Here is a 19,240-nt window from a genome sequence, read left to right as displayed (position 1 = left end):
AAACCGAGAGCTTGCCCCCTCATCCGGCCCTTCGGGCCACCTTCTCCCCGACGGGGAGAAGAAACAGGCGACCCAGCCATTCATCAACCGGGCCTTGCATAAATTCGCCAAAAGGGCTTTAAAAACAGCTTCGTAATTGGAGAGTTCTGTTTGGAAATCCCGCTGCTTATCCTCGCCGTCATCGCGGCCTTCATCTACACGCTGGTCGCAAGCATCCGCAATTCAAGCCGAATCAAGTCTCTCGAGTGCGAGGTTGTCAGCCTCAAGCGGCTGATGGCGGCCGGGGTGGCTTCCCCTGTGGCAGCGCAGGCGGAGACGGCCGATTCGGCGGAGAGAGCGGATTTCGGGGCGGAAGAGGAAAGCGCGGCATCTGAGGAAGACGCAGCCTTCCAGGCCGAACACCCGTCCGAAGCAGAAGTGGCCGCCGCCATGGCGGAGGCGGAAGACCTTGCCAGCAAGGAAGAAGAGCGCGTGCTTGCGCGTGAGGCTGCATCCACACCGGCAACCAAGGAAAGCTTCGAAAGCCTGCTCGGCGCGCGCTGGGCCGTCTGGGCCGGCGGCCTGGCGCTGGCGCTTGGCGGCATTTTCCTCGTCAAATATTCCATCGAAGCGGGGCTCCTGAGCCCGGCCGTGCGGCTTTCGCTCGCCGCCATTTTCGGTCTCGTTCTCGGCCTTGCCGGCGAGGCGATCCGCCGCAAGGCTGTGCCGGGCATCGCCACCACTTACGCCAACGCCATGATACCGGGCGTGCTAACGGCCGCCGGTGCCTTGACGCTGTTCGGCGTGGTTTATGCCGCCTATGGCATTTATGACTATATCGGCTCCGGCACCGCCTTCATTCTGCTTGGGCTCGTCGCCTTCGCCACCATCGGCCTTTCGCTTCTGCACGGACAGGCGCTCGCGGGTCTCGGCCTGTTGGGGTCGATGCTGACGCCGGCGCTGATTTCCAGCGAAACACCGAATATCTGGGCGCTGTTTGTTTTCCTGACGATCTCGTGGCTCGCAACCGCGGCGGCTGCGCGCAGGCAGGGCTGGACAGTGGTTCCCTCGCTTGCCAATGCGGGCCTCGGCCTCTGGGTGCTCGGCTATATCGCTTTTTCCGAGACGATCAGCGCCGAACCGCCGACGCTTTCACTGCTTGTCATGCTGGCCGGCACCCTCTTCCTCTGGCCCGGCAGGCATTTCGACACGCCGCCCGCCGAGGAAAGCGAAGCCAGCACCACGACTGAGCGGCGCGCCATTCGCGCCATGCGGCTTTTGTTGCGCCCGTCGCTTGCCATCAGCCTCACTGTCTCGATGGCCGTGATCCTGCCGGCAATCGGCTTCCTCTTCACCGATGGCAGCATCGACACCCATCCGGCCCTCGTCGTTTCCGCACTCATCGCAACGCTTGCCGCTCTTGGCGCTGCGCGACACAATGCGGTGTGGCCGGCCATTATCGCCGCACTCGGCGCGCAGGCTGCGGTCTCCCTGATGTCGCGGCAGGGTATCGATTTCATCGGTCTGATAAACGATACCGCCGTCACGCTTCCTCCCGTCGGAACGGGCTACACCGCGGCCATCGCCATGGCGCTCGGCCTTGGCGCCATCCTTCTCCTCTGCGGTTTCTCGTTCCTGAAACGCAAGGGCGCGGATGATCCGGATTTCGCCCAGCTCTGGGCGGGGATTGCAGCACTTTTCCCGGTCTGGCTCGGCACGGCAAGCTTCGTCGAATATGGCAATCTCGGCCGTGACTGGCTGCATGCGGCCTATGGTCTTGCCCTCGGCCTCGTGCTGATCGCCGGCGCGGAATGGCTGCATCGGCAGAACAATGATGCCTATCGCAAACCGCTCAACATCCTCGTGCTCGGCTCGTTTGCAGCCTTCGCACTGTGCCTGCACACGCTGACGGAAGGGCTCGCCACAACCGTGCTGCTCTCCGTCATCGGCTTCGGTTATGTGCTGGCGACCCGCCATCGCAACTGGGATATTCTGCCCTGGGTGATGGCGGTGGCAAGTGTTGCCGTTCTTGGCCGCATCGCCTGGGAACCCACCATTGTCGGGCCGCAAAATCTTGGGCTCACGCCGGTCTTCAACGCGCTGCTGCCGGGTTATGGCATTCCGGCGCTGCTCGCCATCGTCTCGGCCTGGATGCTGCGCGACTGGCCGAACTTCCGGGCAAAGAACTTTCTGCAGGCCATCGCCAGCGTCATGGGTTTGCTGGCGGTCGCCATCCTCATCCGCCACGCGATGAATGGCGGCACTCTCAATGACAGCGTGCCGACGCTCGGCGAACAGTCGATCTATACGCTGCTGACCATCGGTTTTTCAGGCGTGCTGATGACGCTGGATCTCAAGAGCCCCAGCCCCGTCTTCCGTTACGGCTCGATGATTGCCGGCGTGATCGCGGTCATCAACGTGCTGACGATGCATTTCTTTACTCTGAACCCCTATTTCACCGGCGAAAATACCGGCCGCATCCCGTTCCTCAATCTGCTGCTGATCGGTTATCTGCTGCCGGCGCTCGCCTATGGCGGTCTTGCCTGGTATGCGCGCGGCAAACGTCCCCCGCCCTATGTCAGCCTGCTGGCGGTGGCGGGTGCGGCACTCGGTTTTGCCTGGGCCACACTTTCGGTCCGGCGCTTCTGGCAGGGCGAGAACATTGCCGACTGGAAGGGCTTTTTGCAGGGTGAAACCTACAGCTATTCGGTGGTCTGGCTGCTGATCGGCGTGCTGCTGCTCGTACTCGGCTCGCGCTTCAATGCCCGCAGCCTGCGTCTAGCATCCGCCGCCTTCGTACTGATCTCCGTCGCCAAGGCCTTCCTGATCGATATGAGCAATCTTGAAGGCGTGCTGCGGGCGCTGTCCTTCATCGGGCTTGGCGCGGTGCTGATCGGCATCGGCCTGTTCTACCAGAAAATCCTCACCCGGAAGCCGCAGGCATGATCGCGGCCGAGGCTTTCGCGCCCTTTGATGCGCTTGCGCAGGAACTGATCCCGCACGCCGCCGATGCGGGCGACGGCTCGCATGATCTTGCCCACATTCACCGGGTCTTCCGCAACGCCATGCGCATCCATGCGGGCGAAGGTGGCGATGGCACGGTGCTGGCTGCCAGCGTGCTTTTGCATGATTGCGTGGCGGTGGAGAAGAACTCACCGCTCCGCGCGCAGGCATCGCGGCTGGCGGCGGAAAAAGCTGCCGGCATTCTGGCCGGGCTTGGCTGGCGGCGGGCCCACATTGACGCCGCAGCACATGCCATCACCACCCATAGTTTTTCCGCCAATATCGAACCGCAGACGCTGGAGGCAAAAATCCTTCAGGACGCCGACCGGCTGGACGCCATCGGTATGGTGGGGGCGGCGCGCTGCTTTTATATTGCCGGACGCATGGGCTCGGCTCTCTACGACCCGGTCGACCCGCTGGCGAAGGAGCGGCCGCTTGACGACCGCGCCTTTGCCATCGACCATTTCGAAACCAAGCTGTTCAAGCTGGCCGACGGCTTTCGCACCGAGACGGGCCGGCAGATGGCCAAGGCCCGCCATGAACGCCTGCAACAGGTGCTGGACCTGTTTCTCGACGAAATCTGAGGAGACGCGACATGCGTGTGACCGAACTCAACATCTACCCGCTGAAGAGCGGGCGCGGCATCGTCCTCTCGCAAAGCGATGTCTCGGCGGAAGGCCTGCCCGGTGACCGCCGCGCCATGCTGACCGATCCTTCCGGCCACTTCATCACCCAGCGCGAATTGCCTGATATCGCCACTATTCTGGCACGCCATGAGAATGGCGGCATGGCGCTTTCGAGAGAAGCGGGCAGCGAGATTTTCACGCAGCCTTCCGGAGAGCGCATGGACGTAGCGGTGTGGAAATCGATCGTCAGCGCCAATATTGCTGATGGCGAAACCAACGACACGCTTTCGGCATGGCTGGGGCGCGAGGTGAAGCTGGTGTTTTTCGACGACGCCTCCAGACGCATTGCAAGCCTCGAATGGACCGGTAATGAAACGCCCGTCACTTTCGCCGACGGTTATCAGATCCTCGTCACCACCACCGCCTCGCTTGCAGCCCTTAACGACAATATGCGCGACAATGGCGAGGACGCCGTCGGCATGGAGCGGTTCCGGCCCAATATCGTGCTCGAAACGGACGAACCGTGGGCCGAGGACCGCTGGGCGGCCATCGAGATCGGCGGCATCCGTTTCGACCTCGTCAAGCCCTGCGCCCGCTGCATCATGACCACGCAGGACCAGATAACCGGCTCCCGCAATGTGCCCTCCCCCATGAAGGCCATGGGCCGTATCCGCATGTCCGGCGACCGGCGCGTGCCCGGCCCGCTTTTCGGCTGGAATGTCACACCGCGCGGCGAAGGCAGACTGTCTGTCGGCGATGTGGCAAGTGTGGTCGAGGAACGGCCAGACGGCTGGGCGATCAAGCGGCGGTAAGTCGGTCCGGTTCAAACGGCCCCTCTGTGCATCAGGCAGCGTTTTTAACCTGCCGTCAAACCGTCGCTCCCTTCATTCCTGTGCTTGTCACAGGAATCCAGCCGACGCGCGTCTGCGCGGGGAAAAGAGTCTTTTCAGCCCAAGGACTTGGGCTGGCTGGATCTCTGTGACAAGCACAGAGATGAGGAGAGTGCGGAGTACGAGGGACGCGACGGCAAGATTGGAGCCTGCCCCATCGACCTCTTGTCACGCTTTACGCGCCCCAACAATCAGGAAAATCGGGCGGCGGTCTTCGTGTTCCAGTTCCGGCCGCTCCGCCAGCAAGGCTGGATCTGGCCTCGGTTCCGCCACCCGCGTGATTGCAAAACCAGCGGCCAGCAGGGCGTTGAGAATGCCTGACACCGTGCGGTGATATTTGACGACATCATCCGCCATCCAGTTGGAATGGCGCACGCCTTCATGCTGATAGTTATCGAGCGGCCAGTGCAGGATTTCGCCTTCCTCGCCATAGAACCAGTCCTGCTTGTCCAGCGCCGTGAACACGGGATGCTCGATGGAAAAGACGAAGTCGCCGCCGGGTTTCAGGACGGTGAAAACCTTCGCGAAGGCCACATCGAGATCGCGAACGTAATGCAAAGCGAGCGAACTCAGCACCAGATCGAAACTATCAGGCGCAAAGTCGATATCCTCGATCGCGGCGCGGCGATATTCGATACCGGGGCCGCCGTTTATCTCGGCGGCACGGCGCAGCATATTCTCCGAAAGATCGACACCGACGACATGCGCCGCGCCCTCTTCCGCCGCATAACGGCAATGCCAGCCGAAACCGCAACCGAGATCGAGAACGGTCCTGTCCTTCAGCGCGGGCAGCATGGCGCGCAGCTCATGCCATTCGCCCGCCTGCCTCAGCCCTTCCAGGGAGCGCGGCATGGCGCTGTAACGCTCGAAAAACTGCGGGTCGTCGTAAATATTCTGCTTCATTGCTTTCTCACCTTACCCGATGGCATTTAACCTTCGGGCGTTCCATCAATCGCACGAATAGTGCCGTCAAGAAAAGTCGCTAGTGGGGCGAGCTGACAAAAGATAATATTCCTCTCATCAAAGCGGAATCTGCAGCAAGCCTTGCGCCAAGCCACAAGGCGCTGCAGCGGGAGAGTTTTCATGTCGCAAGCTACACGCCAGTCGATGCCCTGGCTGATTATCGTCGCCGGGTCGCTGATTGCGGTCATGACCTTCGGGCCACGGTCGGCCATGGGCTTTTTTCAGTTGCCAATGCTTGCCGATACTGGCTGGGACCGCTCCACCTTCGGCCTGGCAATGGCGTTGCAGAACCTCTTCTGGGGTCTCGGCCAGCCCTTCTTCGGCGCCATCGCCGACAAGTTCGGCACGGGCCGTGTGCTCGTGCTTTCCGGCTTTCTTTATGCGGCCGGCCTCATCTGCATGTCCTTCGGCACCTCGCCCTTCTGGCTACATTTCGGCGGCGGCGTTCTCGTCGGGCTTGGCATCGCCGCCGGCTCCTTCAGCGTCATCCTGTCCGCCTTCGCGCGCCACGTCACGCCGCAGCAGCGCTCGCTCGCCTTCGGCATCGGCACGGCGGCGGGCTCGGCCGGCATGTTCCTGTTCGCGCCGATCAGCCAGGGCCTGATATCCACCTATGGCTGGTCGGACAGTCTCGTCTGGCTTGCCGTGATGATGATGCTGGTGCCGCTACTCGCCTATCCTATGCGCGGCAATTCCTCTTCCGGCAGCCAGTCGCAGGCGCAGTTCCAGCAGACCGCAGGAGAGGCCCTGAGGGAAGCTCTCAGTCATAAGAGCTACCTGCTTTTGACCACCGGCTTCTTTGTCTGCGGTTTCCAGGTGGCCTTCATCACCGCGCATTTCCCGGCCTATCTCGGCGATATCGGCATCGAGCCGCGCTATGCGGTGATCGCCATGGCGCTGATCGGTTTTTTCAACATCATCGGCTCGCTGGCGGCAGGCGTCATCGCCCAGCGTTATTCGAAGCCCTATATGCTGGCCTATATCTATATTGCCCGCTCTATCGCCGTCACAGCATTCCTGCTTCTGCCGCAGTCGCCGCTTTCGGTCATCATCTTCGCGGCCGTGATGGGCATTCTCTGGCTTTCGACCGTGCCGCCGACAAATGCGCTGGTGGCGATCATGTTCGGCACCCGCCATCTCGGCATGCTGGGCGGCGTCGTGTTCCTGTCGCACCAGATCGGCTCGTTCCTCGGCGTCTGGCTGGGCGGTTTTCTTTACGACCGGCTCGGCTCTTATGATCTCGTCTGGTGGCTCGGCGTCGGCATGGGGATTTTCGCGGCCATCGTGCATTGGCCCATTCAGGAGCGGCCGGCACCGCGGCCTGCGATAGCCTGAAACTATACGGCCTTATCGAGCGTGGGCTGTACCGTCTTGCGATCCAGCGCCTTCAGCGCCGCCTGCACAAAACCGTCGCGGGCGGCGTTTTCATGGAGGCCGCGCGGATCATAGACATGCCGGTTGAGGAAATGGGCGGTGAGACGAAAGGCAGCTGCAAGGCTATCGCGATCTGCCGCCTTCGACTGGCCCTCGCTTAGGAAAGCCGGTAGCGACAGCATCCGCTCCGCATAGGGCGCGCCCGCGGTGCGGCAGACCGCCCTGCCCGTTTTTGGCGATACATAGATGAGATCGGTACGCAGCCCCGTCGCCGCGCATTCGGTGAGATCAAGCCCGAAGCCGAGATCGTTCAACACCGCCAGTTCGAAGCGCACGAACAATTCGCCCGCATCAGCCGGATCATGGAGATTGTCTAGAATGACGTCGAGCGCCTGATAGAGATGCGGATGCGGGTCACGCTCCGGCAAGAGGCGCAGCAAGGCGCCCATGGCCTGCACGCCATAAACGGCGGTTGCCGTTTCCATCAGCTGTGCCGCCCGCAATTGCAGCGGTTCGATGCGGTATTCGCCGAGATGATCGTCAAGCCGCGCGCGCCAGATGACATCCACCCGGTTTCCTGCCTGTAGCACCGGCTGCATGCTGCGCGAGCGCCCGGAGCGCACCAGCCCCAGATGACGGCCGCGCGAACGGGTCATCACCTCGGCGACGACGCTTGTCTCACCGTGACGCTTGACACCAAGAATGATCGCCTCGTCCTGCCACTGCATGAAACATGTCCGAATTTCGATTCAGGCCCGATCATAACCGATCCGGCGGGGAAACGTTATTCTTTTACGGCGTCATTGACCACGCTGACGAGGCCGAGAACGAAATCCATGATTTCATTTTCCCCGAAAGGCTTGCCAAGCAGCGGCGCCTTCGCAAGGTCCTCGGGAAACCCCGTCGTATCGCCGTAACCGCTGACAAAACCGAAGGGAATGCCCGCCTGGCGCAGCTGGCGCGCGAAATCGTAACTCTTGCCATCGGAAAGGCTGACATCGAGAAGCACGCAATCGGCGCCGTCCTGTTCGATGGCGTCGCGGGCCTGTGCGAGTGTCGTGGCGATGACGATGATTTCGACCCCCATGGACTGGAGAACAGCCTCGACATCAAGCGCCACCAGATATTCATCCTCAACGATGATAACCCGTTGTGGCAACATATGTTTTCTTCTTCCCAGATGAAGGAGCCAACCAGTTCTGCGACAGGGGGCTCCTAATTAATCTCCTGCGAGATATCAGGACAGGAGTCGCAAATTACGGCCCTAACGTCATTTAAAAAAGACATGTCCGAAGAAGATCAGATGAAGGGTCTCTGCCGCTTTTCGTCGCTTTCCCAGCCGGCCACATGGCTCAATCCGGCATTGTCCAGCACCAGGCAACCCTTGTCCGTCCAGCGGATCAGGCCGCGATCGACGAGCTTTCTCAGGGTCTTATTGGTATGGACGATGGAAAGGCCGAGCGTATCGGCAACATGCTGCTGGGTGACCGGGATGGGCGTTTCGCCCTGCACAAGATGGACCGCTTTCGCCTTGCTGTAGAGGAACGCGATAAGATAGGCCGCGCGCTCCAGCGCGGTGCGCCGGCCGATGCTCAGAAGATGGCTGTCGAGCATGCGTTCTTCGCTCGCCGCGATCCAGGTGAGGTCATAGGCAAGGCTCGGATGATCGGTGAAGAGGTTGTTGAGACGGGACCGTTCAAAGACGCATAGGGTGACAGGAGACAGTGCTTCCACCGAATGCTGCATCTCCCCCATCACCGTGCCCTGCAGGCCGACGAGATCGCCGGGCATGACGTAATTGAGAATCTGCCGCCTGCCGTCTTCCAGCGTCTTGTAACGGAAAGCCCATCCATGCAGCACCGTGTAAAGATGGGCGCTGTGCGATCCCTCCATCAGGATCACGGAGCCGCTTTCGACCGCCAGCTCTCCCGTCTTGAAACGCGAAACGAAATCCAGCTCGGGCGATGAAAAATCCCTGAAATGCGGCAGATCGCGCAGGGGACAGTGCTGGCAAGGCGTGGTGGAGATACCATTCGGTTTTTTTGGCGACATGAATGCCCGTCATCGAAAAAGGTTGCGCCCAATTGTTTTGGAACAACCCGCCCGAACGCATTCGGTTCCCGGTGGAGGATGAAGATATTCAAGTCATTCAAGGATCGCGGCGCGCCCTACGCTCCAACACACAAAAACGAAGGCTTTGGAGGCAATCTCGATGTTCGCGTTGGTTCGCGACATTTCCCGCTCGTCATTCCGGCCTTGAGCCGGAATCCAGTCGACGCGCGTCTGCGCGGCGAGAGAGTTCCTTCAGCCCAAGGACTTGGGCTGGCTGGATTCCGGCTCAAGGCCGGAATGACGGAGGCGGGCGCATGCTCTCACCCTGCCGGTGCGCCAGTGCGCTAGCCGCGCGGGAATTCCAGTCCCATTTCACGGAAGCGCTCGGGATCGTCGCCCCAGTTCTCGCGCACCTTGACGAACAGGAAGAGATGCACCGGCTGTTCGAGGATTTCCGACAGCTCCTTGCGCGAGGCGGTGGAGATCGCCTTGATTGCGTCGCCGTTCTTGCCCAGCGCGATCTTCTTCTGGCTGTCGCGCTCGACATAGATCACCTGCTCGATGCGTACCGAGCCGTCCTTGCGTTCTTCCCATTTTTCCGTCTCGACATGCGAGGCGTAGGGAAGCTCCTGATGCAGGCGCAGGAACAGTTTTTCGCGGGTGATTTCGGCGGCGAGCTGGCGCATCGGCAGATCGGAGATCTGATCTTCCGGATAATACCACGGACCTTCCGGCAGAGCCTCCACAAGATAATCCATCAGGTCTTCGCAACCCGAACCGTTGGTGGCCGAAATCATGAAGGTGCGGTCGAAGGCGACTGTCTCATTGGCGGCGGCGGCCAGCTTCAGCAGGTCTTCGCGCTTCACCTGGTCGATCTTGTTGAGGCAGAGGATCTTCTTCTGCGGAACATCCTTCAGGCCTTCGAGAATGGCCTCTGCGTCGCCTTTAAGACCACGCTCGCTGTCGATCAAAAGCAGGATGAGATCGGCATCCTTCGCGCCGCCCCAGGCGGAGGTGACCATGGCGCGATCAAGCCGGCGGCGCGGCTTGAAGATGCCGGGCGTGTCCATGAAAACGATCTGCGCATTCTTGTGAATGGCGATACCGCGCATCACGGCGCGCGTCGTCTGCACCTTGTGGCTGACAATCGAGACCTTGGCGCCCACCAGCCTGTTGACCAGCGTCGACTTGCCGGCATTGGTCGGGCCGATAAGGGCCACGAAGCCGGAACGGGTCGGAAGGTTATTGTCTTCGCCTTCAATGGCGGGGTTTTCGTGATCGGTCATGTTATCCATCAAGGTCAGAGGTATTCAACATGCGGCCCGCGGGTCCGCCATGCGCTCGATTTTGGCACCCGGTTCGCCGGGTGCTCAGTTCCGGGTGGAGGTCTTCTGCCAGACGCCTTCGCGTTCCAGCAATCTTGTTGCCGCCACCTGTTCGGCCGCGCGCTTGGAGCGCTCGACACCGGTTTCCGGCTTCACGCCGGGAATTTCGACAGTCACCGTAAAGCGGGGATCGTGATCCGGTCCGGAACGATCGTCAACCCGGTAAGAGGGTGTGGTCGCAAATCTGGCATGCGCCCATTCCTGCAACTCGGTCTTGGCGTCGCGTCGCCCGGCATCCACGCTGGTTGCGCGGCCCTGCCAGTATTTCAGAATGAATTTGCGCGATGCTTCCAGCCCGCCATCCAGATAGATGGTGGCGATCAGGCTTTCGACGACATCGGCGCGCACGTTCAGCATCGCCTTGCCGGTCAGCTTCTTCACATCCGAGCCGGTGCGGATGAAATTATGCAGGCCCATCTCGTCGCCGATCGCGGCGCAGGATTCGGCGCTGACGAGCTGGTTCAGACGGACCGAAAGCTCGCCTTCGGTGGCGTTGCGGAAGGTGGAGAACAGCAATTCGGCGACGCAGAGACCGAGGACACGGTCGCCCAGAAATTCCAGCCGCTCATAATTGCCGGCCGCCGCCGAGCGGGCGCTGGCATGGGTCAAGGCCCGGTCGAGCCGGGCCTTTTCCTTGAACTCATATCCGATCAACGCTTCCAGACGGGAAATCTCGTCCGCCGAAAGCGGCTTGGTCTTGCTCATTCCACAACCTTGAAGAGGCGGTCCCAACGCATGTTGGCCGGCCATTCCCAAATGCGGCTGAACGGCGTGTCATTGCCCAGCGAGAAGAAGATGACGCTGGCGCGGCCGATCAGGTTTTCTTCCGGTACGAAACCGACGTCGAAACGGCTATCGAGCGAATTGTCTCTGTTGTCGCCCATCATGAAATAATGGCCTTCTGGCACCACGAATTCGCGCGTGTTGTCGCCACGAGAATCGGGCGACTGGTCCAGCGTGTCGTAGGTGACGCCATTGTCGAGCGTTTCACGGAAGACGGGCACATTGGCGCCCGGATCGGCACGGTAGTCCGAGGTGAAGGTGCCATCGGGCTGCTTCGGCACCGGCTGGCCGTTGATGAACAGCACGCCGTTCGTCACCTGGATGCGGTCGCCCGGCAGGCCCACCAGACGCTTGATGTAATCCACTTCAGGATTGGGCGGCAGGCGGAACACCACGACATCGCCGCGCTTGGGCTTGCTGAATTCGAGAATGCGGCCCGAAAACAGGTTCGGCGAAAAGGGCAGCGAATATTTCGAATAGCCGTAAGAGAACTTGTTGACGAAAAGATAATCGCCAACCAGAAGCGTCGGCATCATCGAGCCGGAGGGGATGGTGAAGGGCTGAAACAGCACGGTGCGGATGACCATGGCCAGCAGCAGCGCCTGAATGATGACCTTGACGTTCTCCCAGAGGGCGTTCTGCTTCTTTTCAGCTTTTTCGGACACTTAAAGACCTGCCTGATTGTTTCCCGGCTTCTTCGGTTTCACGAAGGCCTCCGGGCCGTTGTTTTATCGCATATGCGGCGGGCAAGCGGTTTTTACGCAGCCGGCAACGCTTTCATATTTCTGCGACTTCTCTAGAACCTTTCCAGCCCGAAGGGAAGCGCTTCTGTCACACGCCCGCAAATAGAGCGGCAATGCGGCAGCGTCGCGTCTTACCCGTTCACGGGAAGCGCCTCGATAATCACGAATGCCTGAGCATAGGGGAAGTCGTCCGTGATCGTCAGGTGAATATTGGCGCGGTGGCCGGCGGGCAGCAGCGCCGCCAGCCTTTCCCCTGCCCCATTGGTCAATACCATGGTCGGCTTGCCACCCGGCAGGTTAACGACACCCATGTCCTTCCAGAAAACACCGTTCGCAAGTCCGGTCCCCAGCGCCTTGGAACAGGCTTCCTTGGCGGCGAAGCGCTTGGCATAAGAAGCCGCGCGGTTCCTGCGGCCATCGGATTTGGCCCGCTCGATATCGGTAAAACAGCGATGGGTGAAGCGGTCGCCGAAACGATCGATCGACTTTTCAACGCGACGAATGTCGATCAGGTCGCTACCCAATCCAATGATCATTTCAACATCTCCAGAGAGGCATTTTTATTGGCGGCGCGGTGCGCGAGATTTTCCATCTTGCGCCGCTGAAAGCCGCTGATGAGGCCATAAACGGCGACATAGGCGATGACGGCGCTGATGGCTGCGGGCAGAATCGCGCCGATGGTCATGGGTTCCAGCACCGGCGTCCATATCTGCCGGAATTCAAGATGGCTGAACAGCGCCACGAAATCCACATGGGCAGCGCTTTCCGCCCTCTGCCGACCGAGGATGAAATGCCCCAGTTCCCAGGTGGACGCCCATATGAAGGGAAATGTCAGCGGATTGGCGAAGGTGGTGCCGAGTGCGGCCGCAACAAGATTGACGCGCATGAGGAAGCCAAGCGCCATGGCGATGATGATATGAATACCGAGAAACGGCGTCCATGCCACGCCGACACCAATGGCGACACCGGCGGCAACGGAATGCGGAGAGGCGGAAAGCCGCAGCAGACGCAGCTTCATATAGCGCAGCGAACGGGTAAAACCCGTGCGCGGCCAGAAGAGGTCGCGAATCTTCTCTGAAAAACCAACGGGTTCACGGCGGCGAAACGGCATGGGCTCAGTCTATTTCATCGCCCGGGCTGAGCCAAGAGCATCATAGATGACGCAGGGATTTCTTTTGCAGGTGTATTCTCCGCTTCCGTCATTCCGGCCTTGAGCCGGAATCCAGCCGACGTGCGTCTGCGCGGCGAGAAGACTCTTTCCAGCCCAAGGACTTGGGCTGGCTGGATGCCGGATCAAGTCCGGCATGGCGGACGCGGGATGTCACGAATACAGTGAATATCGAGCCTTCGATATCAGTCCCAATTTAGTGTCGCCTATTGCGACAGGGGACTGAGCCGGATTTTTTTGCGGCGTATTGGGTCAACCAGTTTGGGACGCCCGCTTGAAGCGCGCATTCACATAGTTTTGCGAGACACAGCAATACACAGGCCGATACGGCTGCACCTGCTGGCTCCATACGCATGGCGATTGGCTGCCATGCGCTGTGTGCATTACCGGCGGAACAGGCCACGGTCGATTTCGCGCTGGCGGAATTCCAGGTCGACATTCGAAACGGAGGCGCTGAGATATTCGAATTCGCGTTCCTGAGTGGTCTTGCCACGAACGGCACGGGCGATCTTGCGAAGCGGAGTAAACATGATTTTCGGTCCTTTCGGTTTGGAACTGGCGTTTCTCATCGGTGTTCATCCACCGGCACGCCGCATTTCCTTCTCTTCGATTTCTGAGATGAAAATAGTCGCAAACCGCCTCCACGACCAGAGACAGGAAAAGGCCGCTGCCATGCATTCAACGCATAACAACGACCTTTTAGTATTTGCAAAGGATCAAAAATGCCTCAATCGAAGGCACGCGTCACTGTTGAGACGCAATCGAGATCCTTGAGCTGCGACAGGAGCTGGTTCAGCTGCCTGAGATCCCAGACTTCGACATCCAGCGCCAGCTCGGAAAAATCCGTGCCGATGCGCACCATGTTGAGGCCGCGAATATTGACATCAAGCGTCGCGATCGATTGCGCCACCGAGGCGAGCGTGCCCGGTTCGTTCAGCGCATTGATCATCACCCGCGCCATGAAGCGCGATTTGTTCGCCTCATCGAGATCCCAGCGCACATCGATCCAGCGCTCCGGCTCGTCGTCGAAGCGTTGCAGCGCCGGCGCCTGAATCGGATAGATGGTGATGCCCTTGCCCTTTTCCATGATGCCGACGATGCGGTCACCCGGAACGGCGCCGGCGGCACCGAAATGCACGTCGACATTGCCGGAAAGGCCACGGATGGGCAGCGGGTCCGGTCCATCCAGCATCTCGGCCGCACCGTCGTCCTCGAGAACCGAGCGCGACTTGCCGGGGATCTTGAAGACCATGCCGGAGGCGCTGCGCATGTTGAACCAGCCATCATCGCCGGTCATCTTCACCGTGACGCGCTCATCCTGATAATCGGGATAGACCGCGCGCAGCACATCCAGCGAGGAGACCTCACCGCGGCCGACGGCGGCAATGGCGTCTTCGACATCCTTCTGCGCCAGGCGATGCAGCACGGGCTTCAGTGCTTCCCGCGAGAAGGCCTTGCCGGCGCGCTCGAAGGTGCGCTCAAGAATGCGATAACCGAGGCCGGAATATTGTTTGCGGATGGCCATGCGGGTGGCGCGGCGGATGGCCGAGCGGGCCTTGCCGGTCACCACCACCTCTTCCCATGCGGCAGGCGGCACCTGCACGCCGGAGCGGATGATCTCCACCTCGTCGCCGTTGTTCAGGCGGGTGACGAGCGGCATGATCCGGCCATTGATCTTCGCGCCAACGGTGGTGTCGCCGATATTGGTGTGCACCGCATAGGCGAAATCGATGGGGGTTGCGCCGCGCGGCAGGGCAATCAGCTTGCCTTTGGGCGTGAAGCAGAACACCTGGTCCTGGAAAAGTTCGAGCTTGGTGTGCTCGAGGAACTCTTCCGGGCTGTCGCCTTCGGCCAGCGATTCGATGGTGTGGCGCAGCCAGGAATAAGCGTTGCTCTCTGGCGAGAGCAGATCGCCCTCCCCATTCTCGCCATCCTTGTAAAGCGCGTGGGCGGCGATGCCGAATTCGGCGATCTCGTGCATGCGCTTGGTGCGGATCTGCAGTTCGATACGCTGGCGCGACGGGCCGACGATGGTGGTGTGGATGGAGCGATAGTCGTTCTGCTTCGGCGTGGAGATGTAGTCCTTGAAGCGGCCCGGCACCACGCGCCAGCGGGTGTGGACAATGCCCAGCGCCCGGTAGCAGGAGGGAATGTCGTCCACCAGAATGCGGAACCCGTAGACATCGGAAAGCTGCTCGAAAGAGAGCGACTTCGACTGCATCTTGCGGAACACCGAATAGGGCTTCTTCTGACGCCCTTTGACATTGGCCCCGATGAGGCCGTTCGCCACCAGAAGCTCGCGCAGCTCGTCCTCGATCTTCTTGATCAACCCTTCATTGCGCGTTTCCAGTTCCTGAAGACGGTTGGTCACCGTCTCGTAGGCTTCCGGGTTGAGATACCGGAAGGACAGGTCTTCCAGCTCGTCGCGCATATCCTGCATGCCCATGCGGCCGGCGAGCGGCGCATAGATTTCCATGGTCTCTTCGGAAATGCGGCTGCGCTTGTCGGCCGGCATATATTCCATGGTGCGCATATTGTGCAGGCGGTCGGCGAGCTTTACCAGCAGAACGCGCACGTCGTCGGAAATGGCCAGCAGCAGCTTGCGCAGGTTTTCGGCCTGCTTGGCCTTGCGGGTAACGAGGTCGAGCTTCTTGAGCTTGGTCAGCCCTTCCACCAGCCGGCCGATATCCTCGCCGAACAACTCATCGATTTCGGCGCGCGTGGCAGTGGTGTCCTCGATCGTATCGTGCAGCAACGCCACCGCGATGGTCGATTCGTCGAGATGCATTTCGGTGAGGATCGCGGCAACTTCCAGCGGATGCGAGATATAGGGGTCGCCATTGGCCCGCTTCTGCTGGCCATGTTTCTGCATGGCATAAACATAGGCCTTGTTCAGCAGGGCCTCATTCGCATCCGGTTTATATTTTTGAACCCGCTCAACGAGTTCGTATTGCCGCATCATGCGATATTCCACAAAAAGAAAGCGCGCCAACCTAGGGGTCGGCGCACAATGCTGCATCAATAGGGATCAGATTATGACGGCAAATATTGACAGACGGTAACCACCGCCTGCCAATGGCGTCATAAAGTCAGATCAATAGTCGTCATTTTTTTCCGGCGGCACAAGGCCTTCGATACCCGCCAGCAGTTCTTCTTCCGACATCTGGTCGAAAGTAACCGTTTCCGGCTGGTCGTCGTCTTCCCCATCGGCGACAGCGGAGGCTGCGAGCGTGACCGGATCGGGCTCGGGCTCGTCCACTTCCACATGCTTCTGCAGCGAATGGATGAGGTCTTCCTTCAGATCGTCGGGAGACAGCGTCTCATCGGCGATTTCGCGCAGCGCCACGACGGGGTTCTTGTCGTTGTCGCGGTCAACCGTGATGGAGGAGCCTTGAGAAATCTGGCGCGCACGGTGGCTGGCGAGAAGCACCAGCTCGAAACGGTTGTCTACTTTATCAATGCAATCTTCAACTGTGACGCGGGCCATTGCCTGTCCTTTGCGGGTCGTAATGTCGTGGATCAGAGCGCCGTGCAATGTTTGGGGTGCACAAGGGATGCTCTAACCTATTGAATCTGCGCTTCGTGCCCTGCGAAAAACATTCAGGATTTCTCGCGACGAAGCTTTCGAGCTTCCGATACAGCCATTGGCCGCGGAATTCAAGTTTTTCCTGTCTTTGGCGTCTTTTGGCACCTTATTGCCCATGTTTGGCGTCTGATGAACAAAATGTCTAGAAGAATTGTCTTGGAATACGGGTGAAGTTACCTTACTTAAAACGCAACGGCGATGCGCAAACTTCGTTGATACGACATGTTTTTTTGCGTTAGCGACCGGAAATAAAAGCCAGATAATGGCCTTTCCAAAAAAAGGAATGGGATGGAATGTTCGATCCACGGGAGAAAATTGCGCTCTTCATAGATGGAGCCAATCTTTATGCAGCATCGAAAAGCCTGGGATTCGATATCGACTACCGCAAGCTCCTCAAGGCGTTTCAAAAGCGTGGATATCTGCTGCGCGCCTATTATTACACCGCATTGATCGAAGATCAGGAATATTCCTCGATCCGCCCGCTGATCGACTGGCTGGACTATAACGGCTACAAGGTCGTGACGAAGCCGGCGAAGGAATTCACCGACGCGCTCGGCCGCCGCAAGATCAAGGGCAACATGGATATCGAACTGGCGGTCGATGCCATGGAACAGTCCGAAACGGTCGACCACCTCGTCCTGTTCTCCGGCGACGGCGATTTCACCACGCTGGTGGATGCGCTGCAGCGCAAGGGCCGCAAGGTGTCCGTGGTTTCCACCATGGCAACGCAGCCCGCCATGATCGCCGACGACCTGCGCAGGCAGGCCGATCACTTCATCGATCTGATGACGCTGAAGGCCGAAATCGGCCGCGACCCGAACGAGCGCCCTGCCCGGCATGTCGAGAGCCCCGAGACGATCTGATCCCGGTTTTTTGCTGCGATTAAATCACGAACGCGTCCGTCCGAAAGGCGGGCGCGTTTTTGTTTGGCGACATGGCAGGGTGAAACCGTCCTGCCGGTGAGGTAAAAATTGCCTTTGAAATTAACAAACATCAAATTCAGACAGTCAAAATTATAACTTGGTTAATTTTAGACGTGTCTAAATCACCCCAACGGCGCCAACCACATGATTTCGGTGCCAAATCAGGATGACTAGACATGCATGGCCAAGCAAAAAACGACCGACAACTCGATGAGAGACTGAATTTTCTGGGGCTTGGCCACGAGCAGCGGCAAAACCTGTCAGACATGAAGGGCGTCATCACCGGTTCTCTCGATGCGTCTCTCGATCGTTTTTATGCAAAGGTGCGCACAGTGCCGGAGACGGCGAAGTTTTTCGCCAGCGATGCGCATATCCAGCACGCCAAGAGCATGCAGGTGAAGCACTGGACGCGCATTGCCTCCGGTACGTTCAATTCGGACTATACCGACGCCGTGACCGCCATTGGCCGCACCCATGCCAAGCTGGGGCTGGAGCCGAGATGGTATATTGGCGGCTATGCGCTGATGCTTGATGGCATCGTCAAAGCCGTCATCGATTCCGAATTGAAGGGCCTTTTCGTGGAAAAGAAGGCCAGAAAGCTGAAGGACGCCCTGACGGTGACCGTCAAGGCCGCCCTTCTCGACATGGACTATTCCATCTCCGTTTACCTCGACGTGCTCGCAGCTGAGCGACTGAAGGTCGAGGCAGAGCAGGCGCAGATGAAGAAGGAGCAGGACCACGTTCTCGAACTGCTCAACAACGCGCTCAACAAGCTGGCGAATGGCGACCTCACCTCCAGCATCGGCGAGAAAACCGCGCCGCAATTCGAAGGGCTGATCTCCAATTTCAATACGGCCGTCGGCAATCTCTCCGGTGCATTTGCGCAGATCGTCGAGGAAGCCAACAAGATATCGGGCAATACCCGCGAGTTGACGTCTGCGACCGACGACATGGCCCGCCGGACGGAGCAGCAGGCGGCAGCCCTTGAGGAAACCGCCGCCGCCGTCGAGGAAATCACCACCATTTCCAGGCTTTCGGCGCAGCGCTCCGAAGAGGCCAAGGCCATCGTCGAAAGCTCGGCTGTCGAGGCGGCACGGTCGCGCGATGTGGTGACGGAAGCGGTAAAAGCGATGGGCGCCATCGAGGAATCGTCACAGAAGATCACCCAGATCATTTCCGTCATTGACGAGATTTCGTTCCAGACCAATCTTCTGGCGCTGAATGCCGGCGTGGAAGCCGCCCGTGCCGGCGATGCCGGCAAGGGTTTTGCCGTTGTCGCCCAGGAAGTGCGCGAGCTGGCGCAGCGTTCGGCCACCGCCGCCAAGGAAATCAAGACCCTGATCGCCAAATCTTCCGACGATGTGATGCAGGGTGTCTCGCTGGTCAACAAGACGGGCGAATCCCTGAATACGATCGGCAACAAGGTGGATCATATCCAGGATCACATCACCTCGCTGACCAAGGCGGCGCAGGAGCAGTCCGTCGGCATTCAGGAAATCAGCGCCGCCATCAACAGCATGGACAATCTGACCCAGAAGAATGCGGCGATGGTGGAAGAAACCAATGCGGCGACGCATAATCTGAGCGATGTCAGCGCCAATCTTGCGGCGCTTGTCAGCAGGTTCAGTGTTTCGGCGTCGAAGGCCTACGTGGAGCGGACGTATCGGGCTGCTTGAGAGGCGCCACGGACAACAGCACGCTCCCGTCATCCCGGCCTTGAGCCGGGATCCAGCCAGCCCAAGTCCTTGGGCTGAAAGGACCCTTT

General features: G+C 59.8%; 18 protein-coding genes. 6 read left to right on the top strand and 12 right to left on the bottom strand.

The window, feature by feature from the left end; genetic code table 11:
- Positions 1-150 precede the first annotated feature (150 nt).
- Genes AGR13A_RS04945 through AGR13A_RS04935 form a run of 3 tightly spaced genes read left to right on the top strand, consistent with a single transcriptional unit; the run spans position 151 to position 4,420 of the window.
- On the top strand, positions 151-2,925 hold the full coding sequence (locus tag AGR13A_RS04945) for a DUF2339 domain-containing protein (RefSeq protein WP_167377411.1): 2,775 nt from the start codon (positions 151-153) through the stop codon (positions 2,923-2,925).
- Positions 2,922-3,566: an HD domain-containing protein gene (locus tag AGR13A_RS04940; RefSeq protein WP_080833998.1), complete on the top strand. Its 645-nt coding sequence runs from the start codon at positions 2,922-2,924 to the stop codon at positions 3,564-3,566. Before AGR13A_RS04945 ends, AGR13A_RS04940 begins: the two co-directional genes overlap by 4 nt.
- A gap of 11 nt (positions 3,567-3,577) precedes the next feature.
- A complete protein-coding gene (locus tag AGR13A_RS04935; protein WP_080833997.1) occupies positions 3,578-4,420 on the top strand; it encodes an MOSC domain-containing protein in 843 nt (280 codons plus the stop codon).
- A 246-nt stretch (positions 4,421-4,666) separates the two neighbouring features.
- Here the strand turns inward: AGR13A_RS04935 and AGR13A_RS04930 are convergent, their stop codons facing one another.
- The gene (locus AGR13A_RS04930) at positions 4,667-5,401 is read right to left on the bottom strand and encodes a class I SAM-dependent methyltransferase (protein WP_080833994.1); all 735 of its coding nucleotides are present in this window, start codon (positions 5,399-5,401) and stop codon (positions 4,667-4,669) included.
- A 180-nt stretch (positions 5,402-5,581) separates the two neighbouring features.
- Here AGR13A_RS04930 and AGR13A_RS04925 point away from each other — a divergent pair, with 180 nt between their 5' ends.
- The gene (locus AGR13A_RS04925) at positions 5,582-6,796 is read left to right on the top strand and encodes an MFS transporter (RefSeq protein WP_035218038.1); all 1,215 of its coding nucleotides are present in this window, start codon (positions 5,582-5,584) and stop codon (positions 6,794-6,796) included.
- A gap of 2 nt (positions 6,797-6,798) precedes the next feature.
- Here AGR13A_RS04925 and recO read toward each other — a convergent pair whose 3' ends face one another.
- The 11 genes from recO to rpoZ form a co-directional block, all read right to left on the bottom strand.
- Complete coding sequence (recO, locus tag AGR13A_RS04920; protein WP_080833992.1) at positions 6,799-7,563, bottom strand: DNA repair protein RecO; 765 nt, start codon at positions 7,561-7,563, stop codon at positions 6,799-6,801.
- Between the two features lie 56 nt (positions 7,564-7,619).
- Positions 7,620-7,997: a response regulator gene (locus tag AGR13A_RS04915; protein WP_080833990.1), complete on the bottom strand. Its 378-nt coding sequence runs from the start codon at positions 7,995-7,997 to the stop codon at positions 7,620-7,622.
- A gap of 137 nt (positions 7,998-8,134) precedes the next feature.
- Complete coding sequence (locus AGR13A_RS04910) at positions 8,135-8,887, bottom strand: Crp/Fnr family transcriptional regulator (protein WP_035218042.1); 753 nt, start codon at positions 8,885-8,887, stop codon at positions 8,135-8,137.
- A 344-nt stretch (positions 8,888-9,231) separates the two neighbouring features.
- Positions 9,232-10,182: a GTPase Era gene (gene era / locus AGR13A_RS04905; RefSeq protein ID WP_035218044.1), complete on the bottom strand. Its 951-nt coding sequence runs from the start codon at positions 10,180-10,182 to the stop codon at positions 9,232-9,234.
- 75 nt (positions 10,183-10,257) lie between these two features.
- Positions 10,258-10,977, bottom strand: coding sequence for a ribonuclease III (gene rnc / locus AGR13A_RS04900; protein ID WP_035218055.1), 720 nt, complete (start codon positions 10,975-10,977; stop codon positions 10,258-10,260).
- Positions 10,974-11,720 (bottom strand): signal peptidase I, encoded by a 747-nt coding sequence (lepB, locus tag AGR13A_RS04895; RefSeq protein ID WP_003496938.1) that lies wholly within the window; start codon positions 11,718-11,720, stop codon positions 10,974-10,976. Before lepB ends, rnc begins: the two co-directional genes overlap by 4 nt.
- Before the next feature lie 209 nt (positions 11,721-11,929).
- Positions 11,930-12,334: a holo-ACP synthase gene (gene acpS, locus AGR13A_RS04890; protein WP_035218058.1), complete on the bottom strand. Its 405-nt coding sequence runs from the start codon at positions 12,332-12,334 to the stop codon at positions 11,930-11,932.
- A complete protein-coding gene (locus AGR13A_RS04885; protein ID WP_080833988.1) occupies positions 12,331-12,909 on the bottom strand; it encodes a DUF2062 domain-containing protein in 579 nt (192 codons plus the stop codon). Before AGR13A_RS04885 ends, acpS begins: the two co-directional genes overlap by 4 nt.
- Before the next feature lie 440 nt (positions 12,910-13,349).
- Positions 13,350-13,496: a DUF3563 domain-containing protein gene (locus tag AGR13A_RS04880; protein ID WP_162180472.1), complete on the bottom strand. Its 147-nt coding sequence runs from the start codon at positions 13,494-13,496 to the stop codon at positions 13,350-13,352.
- Between the two features lie 197 nt (positions 13,497-13,693).
- The gene (locus AGR13A_RS04870) at positions 13,694-15,928 is read right to left on the bottom strand and encodes a RelA/SpoT family protein (protein ID WP_003521127.1); all 2,235 of its coding nucleotides are present in this window, start codon (positions 15,926-15,928) and stop codon (positions 13,694-13,696) included.
- A gap of 132 nt (positions 15,929-16,060) precedes the next feature.
- Positions 16,061-16,453: a DNA-directed RNA polymerase subunit omega gene (gene rpoZ / locus AGR13A_RS04865; protein ID WP_035218076.1), complete on the bottom strand. Its 393-nt coding sequence runs from the start codon at positions 16,451-16,453 to the stop codon at positions 16,061-16,063.
- A 392-nt stretch (positions 16,454-16,845) separates the two neighbouring features.
- Here rpoZ and AGR13A_RS04860 point away from each other — a divergent pair, with 392 nt between their 5' ends.
- Both AGR13A_RS04860 and AGR13A_RS04855 read left to right on the top strand, forming a co-directional pair.
- The gene (locus AGR13A_RS04860; RefSeq protein WP_035218078.1) at positions 16,846-17,415 is read left to right on the top strand and encodes a LabA-like NYN domain-containing protein; all 570 of its coding nucleotides are present in this window, start codon (positions 16,846-16,848) and stop codon (positions 17,413-17,415) included.
- A 236-nt stretch (positions 17,416-17,651) separates the two neighbouring features.
- Positions 17,652-19,151 (top strand): globin-coupled sensor protein, encoded by a 1,500-nt coding sequence (locus AGR13A_RS04855; RefSeq protein WP_080833984.1) that lies wholly within the window; start codon positions 17,652-17,654, stop codon positions 19,149-19,151.
- Positions 19,152-19,240 lie beyond the last annotated feature (89 nt).

It is taken from the genome of Agrobacterium genomosp. 13 str. CFBP 6927, assembly GCA_900012615.1.
Classification (GTDB): Bacteria; Pseudomonadota; Alphaproteobacteria; order Rhizobiales; family Rhizobiaceae; genus Agrobacterium.
Note: the sequence above shows the minus strand (reverse complement) of the source record. Positions and strands in the feature narration are given on the sequence as shown.

Bases quoted from the DNA above. Each gene is read 5' to 3' on its own strand.
- AGR13A_RS04870 (WP_003521127.1), bottom strand. From the start codon at position 15,928: ATGATGCGGCAATACGAACTCGTTGAGCGGGTTCAAAAATATAAACCG.
- AGR13A_RS04915 (WP_080833990.1), bottom strand. From the start codon at position 7,997: ATGTTGCCACAACGGGTTATCATCGTTGAGGATGAATATCTGGTGGCG.
- AGR13A_RS04925 (WP_035218038.1), top strand. From the start codon at position 5,582: ATGTCGCAAGCTACACGCCAGTCGATGCCCTGGCTGATTATCGTCGCC.
- recO (WP_080833992.1), bottom strand. From the start codon at position 7,563: ATGCAGTGGCAGGACGAGGCGATCATTCTTGGTGTCAAGCGTCACGGT.
- AGR13A_RS04910 (WP_035218042.1), bottom strand. From the start codon at position 8,887: ATGTCGCCAAAAAAACCGAATGGTATCTCCACCACGCCTTGCCAGCAC.
- AGR13A_RS04855 (WP_080833984.1), top strand. From the start codon at position 17,652: ATGCATGGCCAAGCAAAAAACGACCGACAACTCGATGAGAGACTGAAT.
- AGR13A_RS04940 (WP_080833998.1), top strand. From the start codon at position 2,922: ATGATCGCGGCCGAGGCTTTCGCGCCCTTTGATGCGCTTGCGCAGGAA.
- rpoZ (WP_035218076.1), bottom strand. From the start codon at position 16,453: ATGGCCCGCGTCACAGTTGAAGATTGCATTGATAAAGTAGACAACCGT.
- AGR13A_RS04930 (WP_080833994.1), bottom strand. From the start codon at position 5,401: ATGAAGCAGAATATTTACGACGACCCGCAGTTTTTCGAGCGTTACAGC.
- rnc (WP_035218055.1), bottom strand. From the start codon at position 10,977: ATGAGCAAGACCAAGCCGCTTTCGGCGGACGAGATTTCCCGTCTGGAA.
- AGR13A_RS04935 (WP_080833997.1), top strand. From the start codon at position 3,578: ATGCGTGTGACCGAACTCAACATCTACCCGCTGAAGAGCGGGCGCGGC.
- AGR13A_RS04880 (WP_162180472.1), bottom strand. From the start codon at position 13,496: ATGTTTACTCCGCTTCGCAAGATCGCCCGTGCCGTTCGTGGCAAGACC.
- acpS (WP_035218058.1), bottom strand. From the start codon at position 12,334: ATGATCATTGGATTGGGTAGCGACCTGATCGACATTCGTCGCGTTGAA.
- era (WP_035218044.1), bottom strand. From the start codon at position 10,182: ATGGATAACATGACCGATCACGAAAACCCCGCCATTGAAGGCGAAGAC.
- AGR13A_RS04860 (WP_035218078.1), top strand. From the start codon at position 16,846: ATGTTCGATCCACGGGAGAAAATTGCGCTCTTCATAGATGGAGCCAAT.
- AGR13A_RS04885 (WP_080833988.1), bottom strand. From the start codon at position 12,909: ATGCCGTTTCGCCGCCGTGAACCCGTTGGTTTTTCAGAGAAGATTCGC.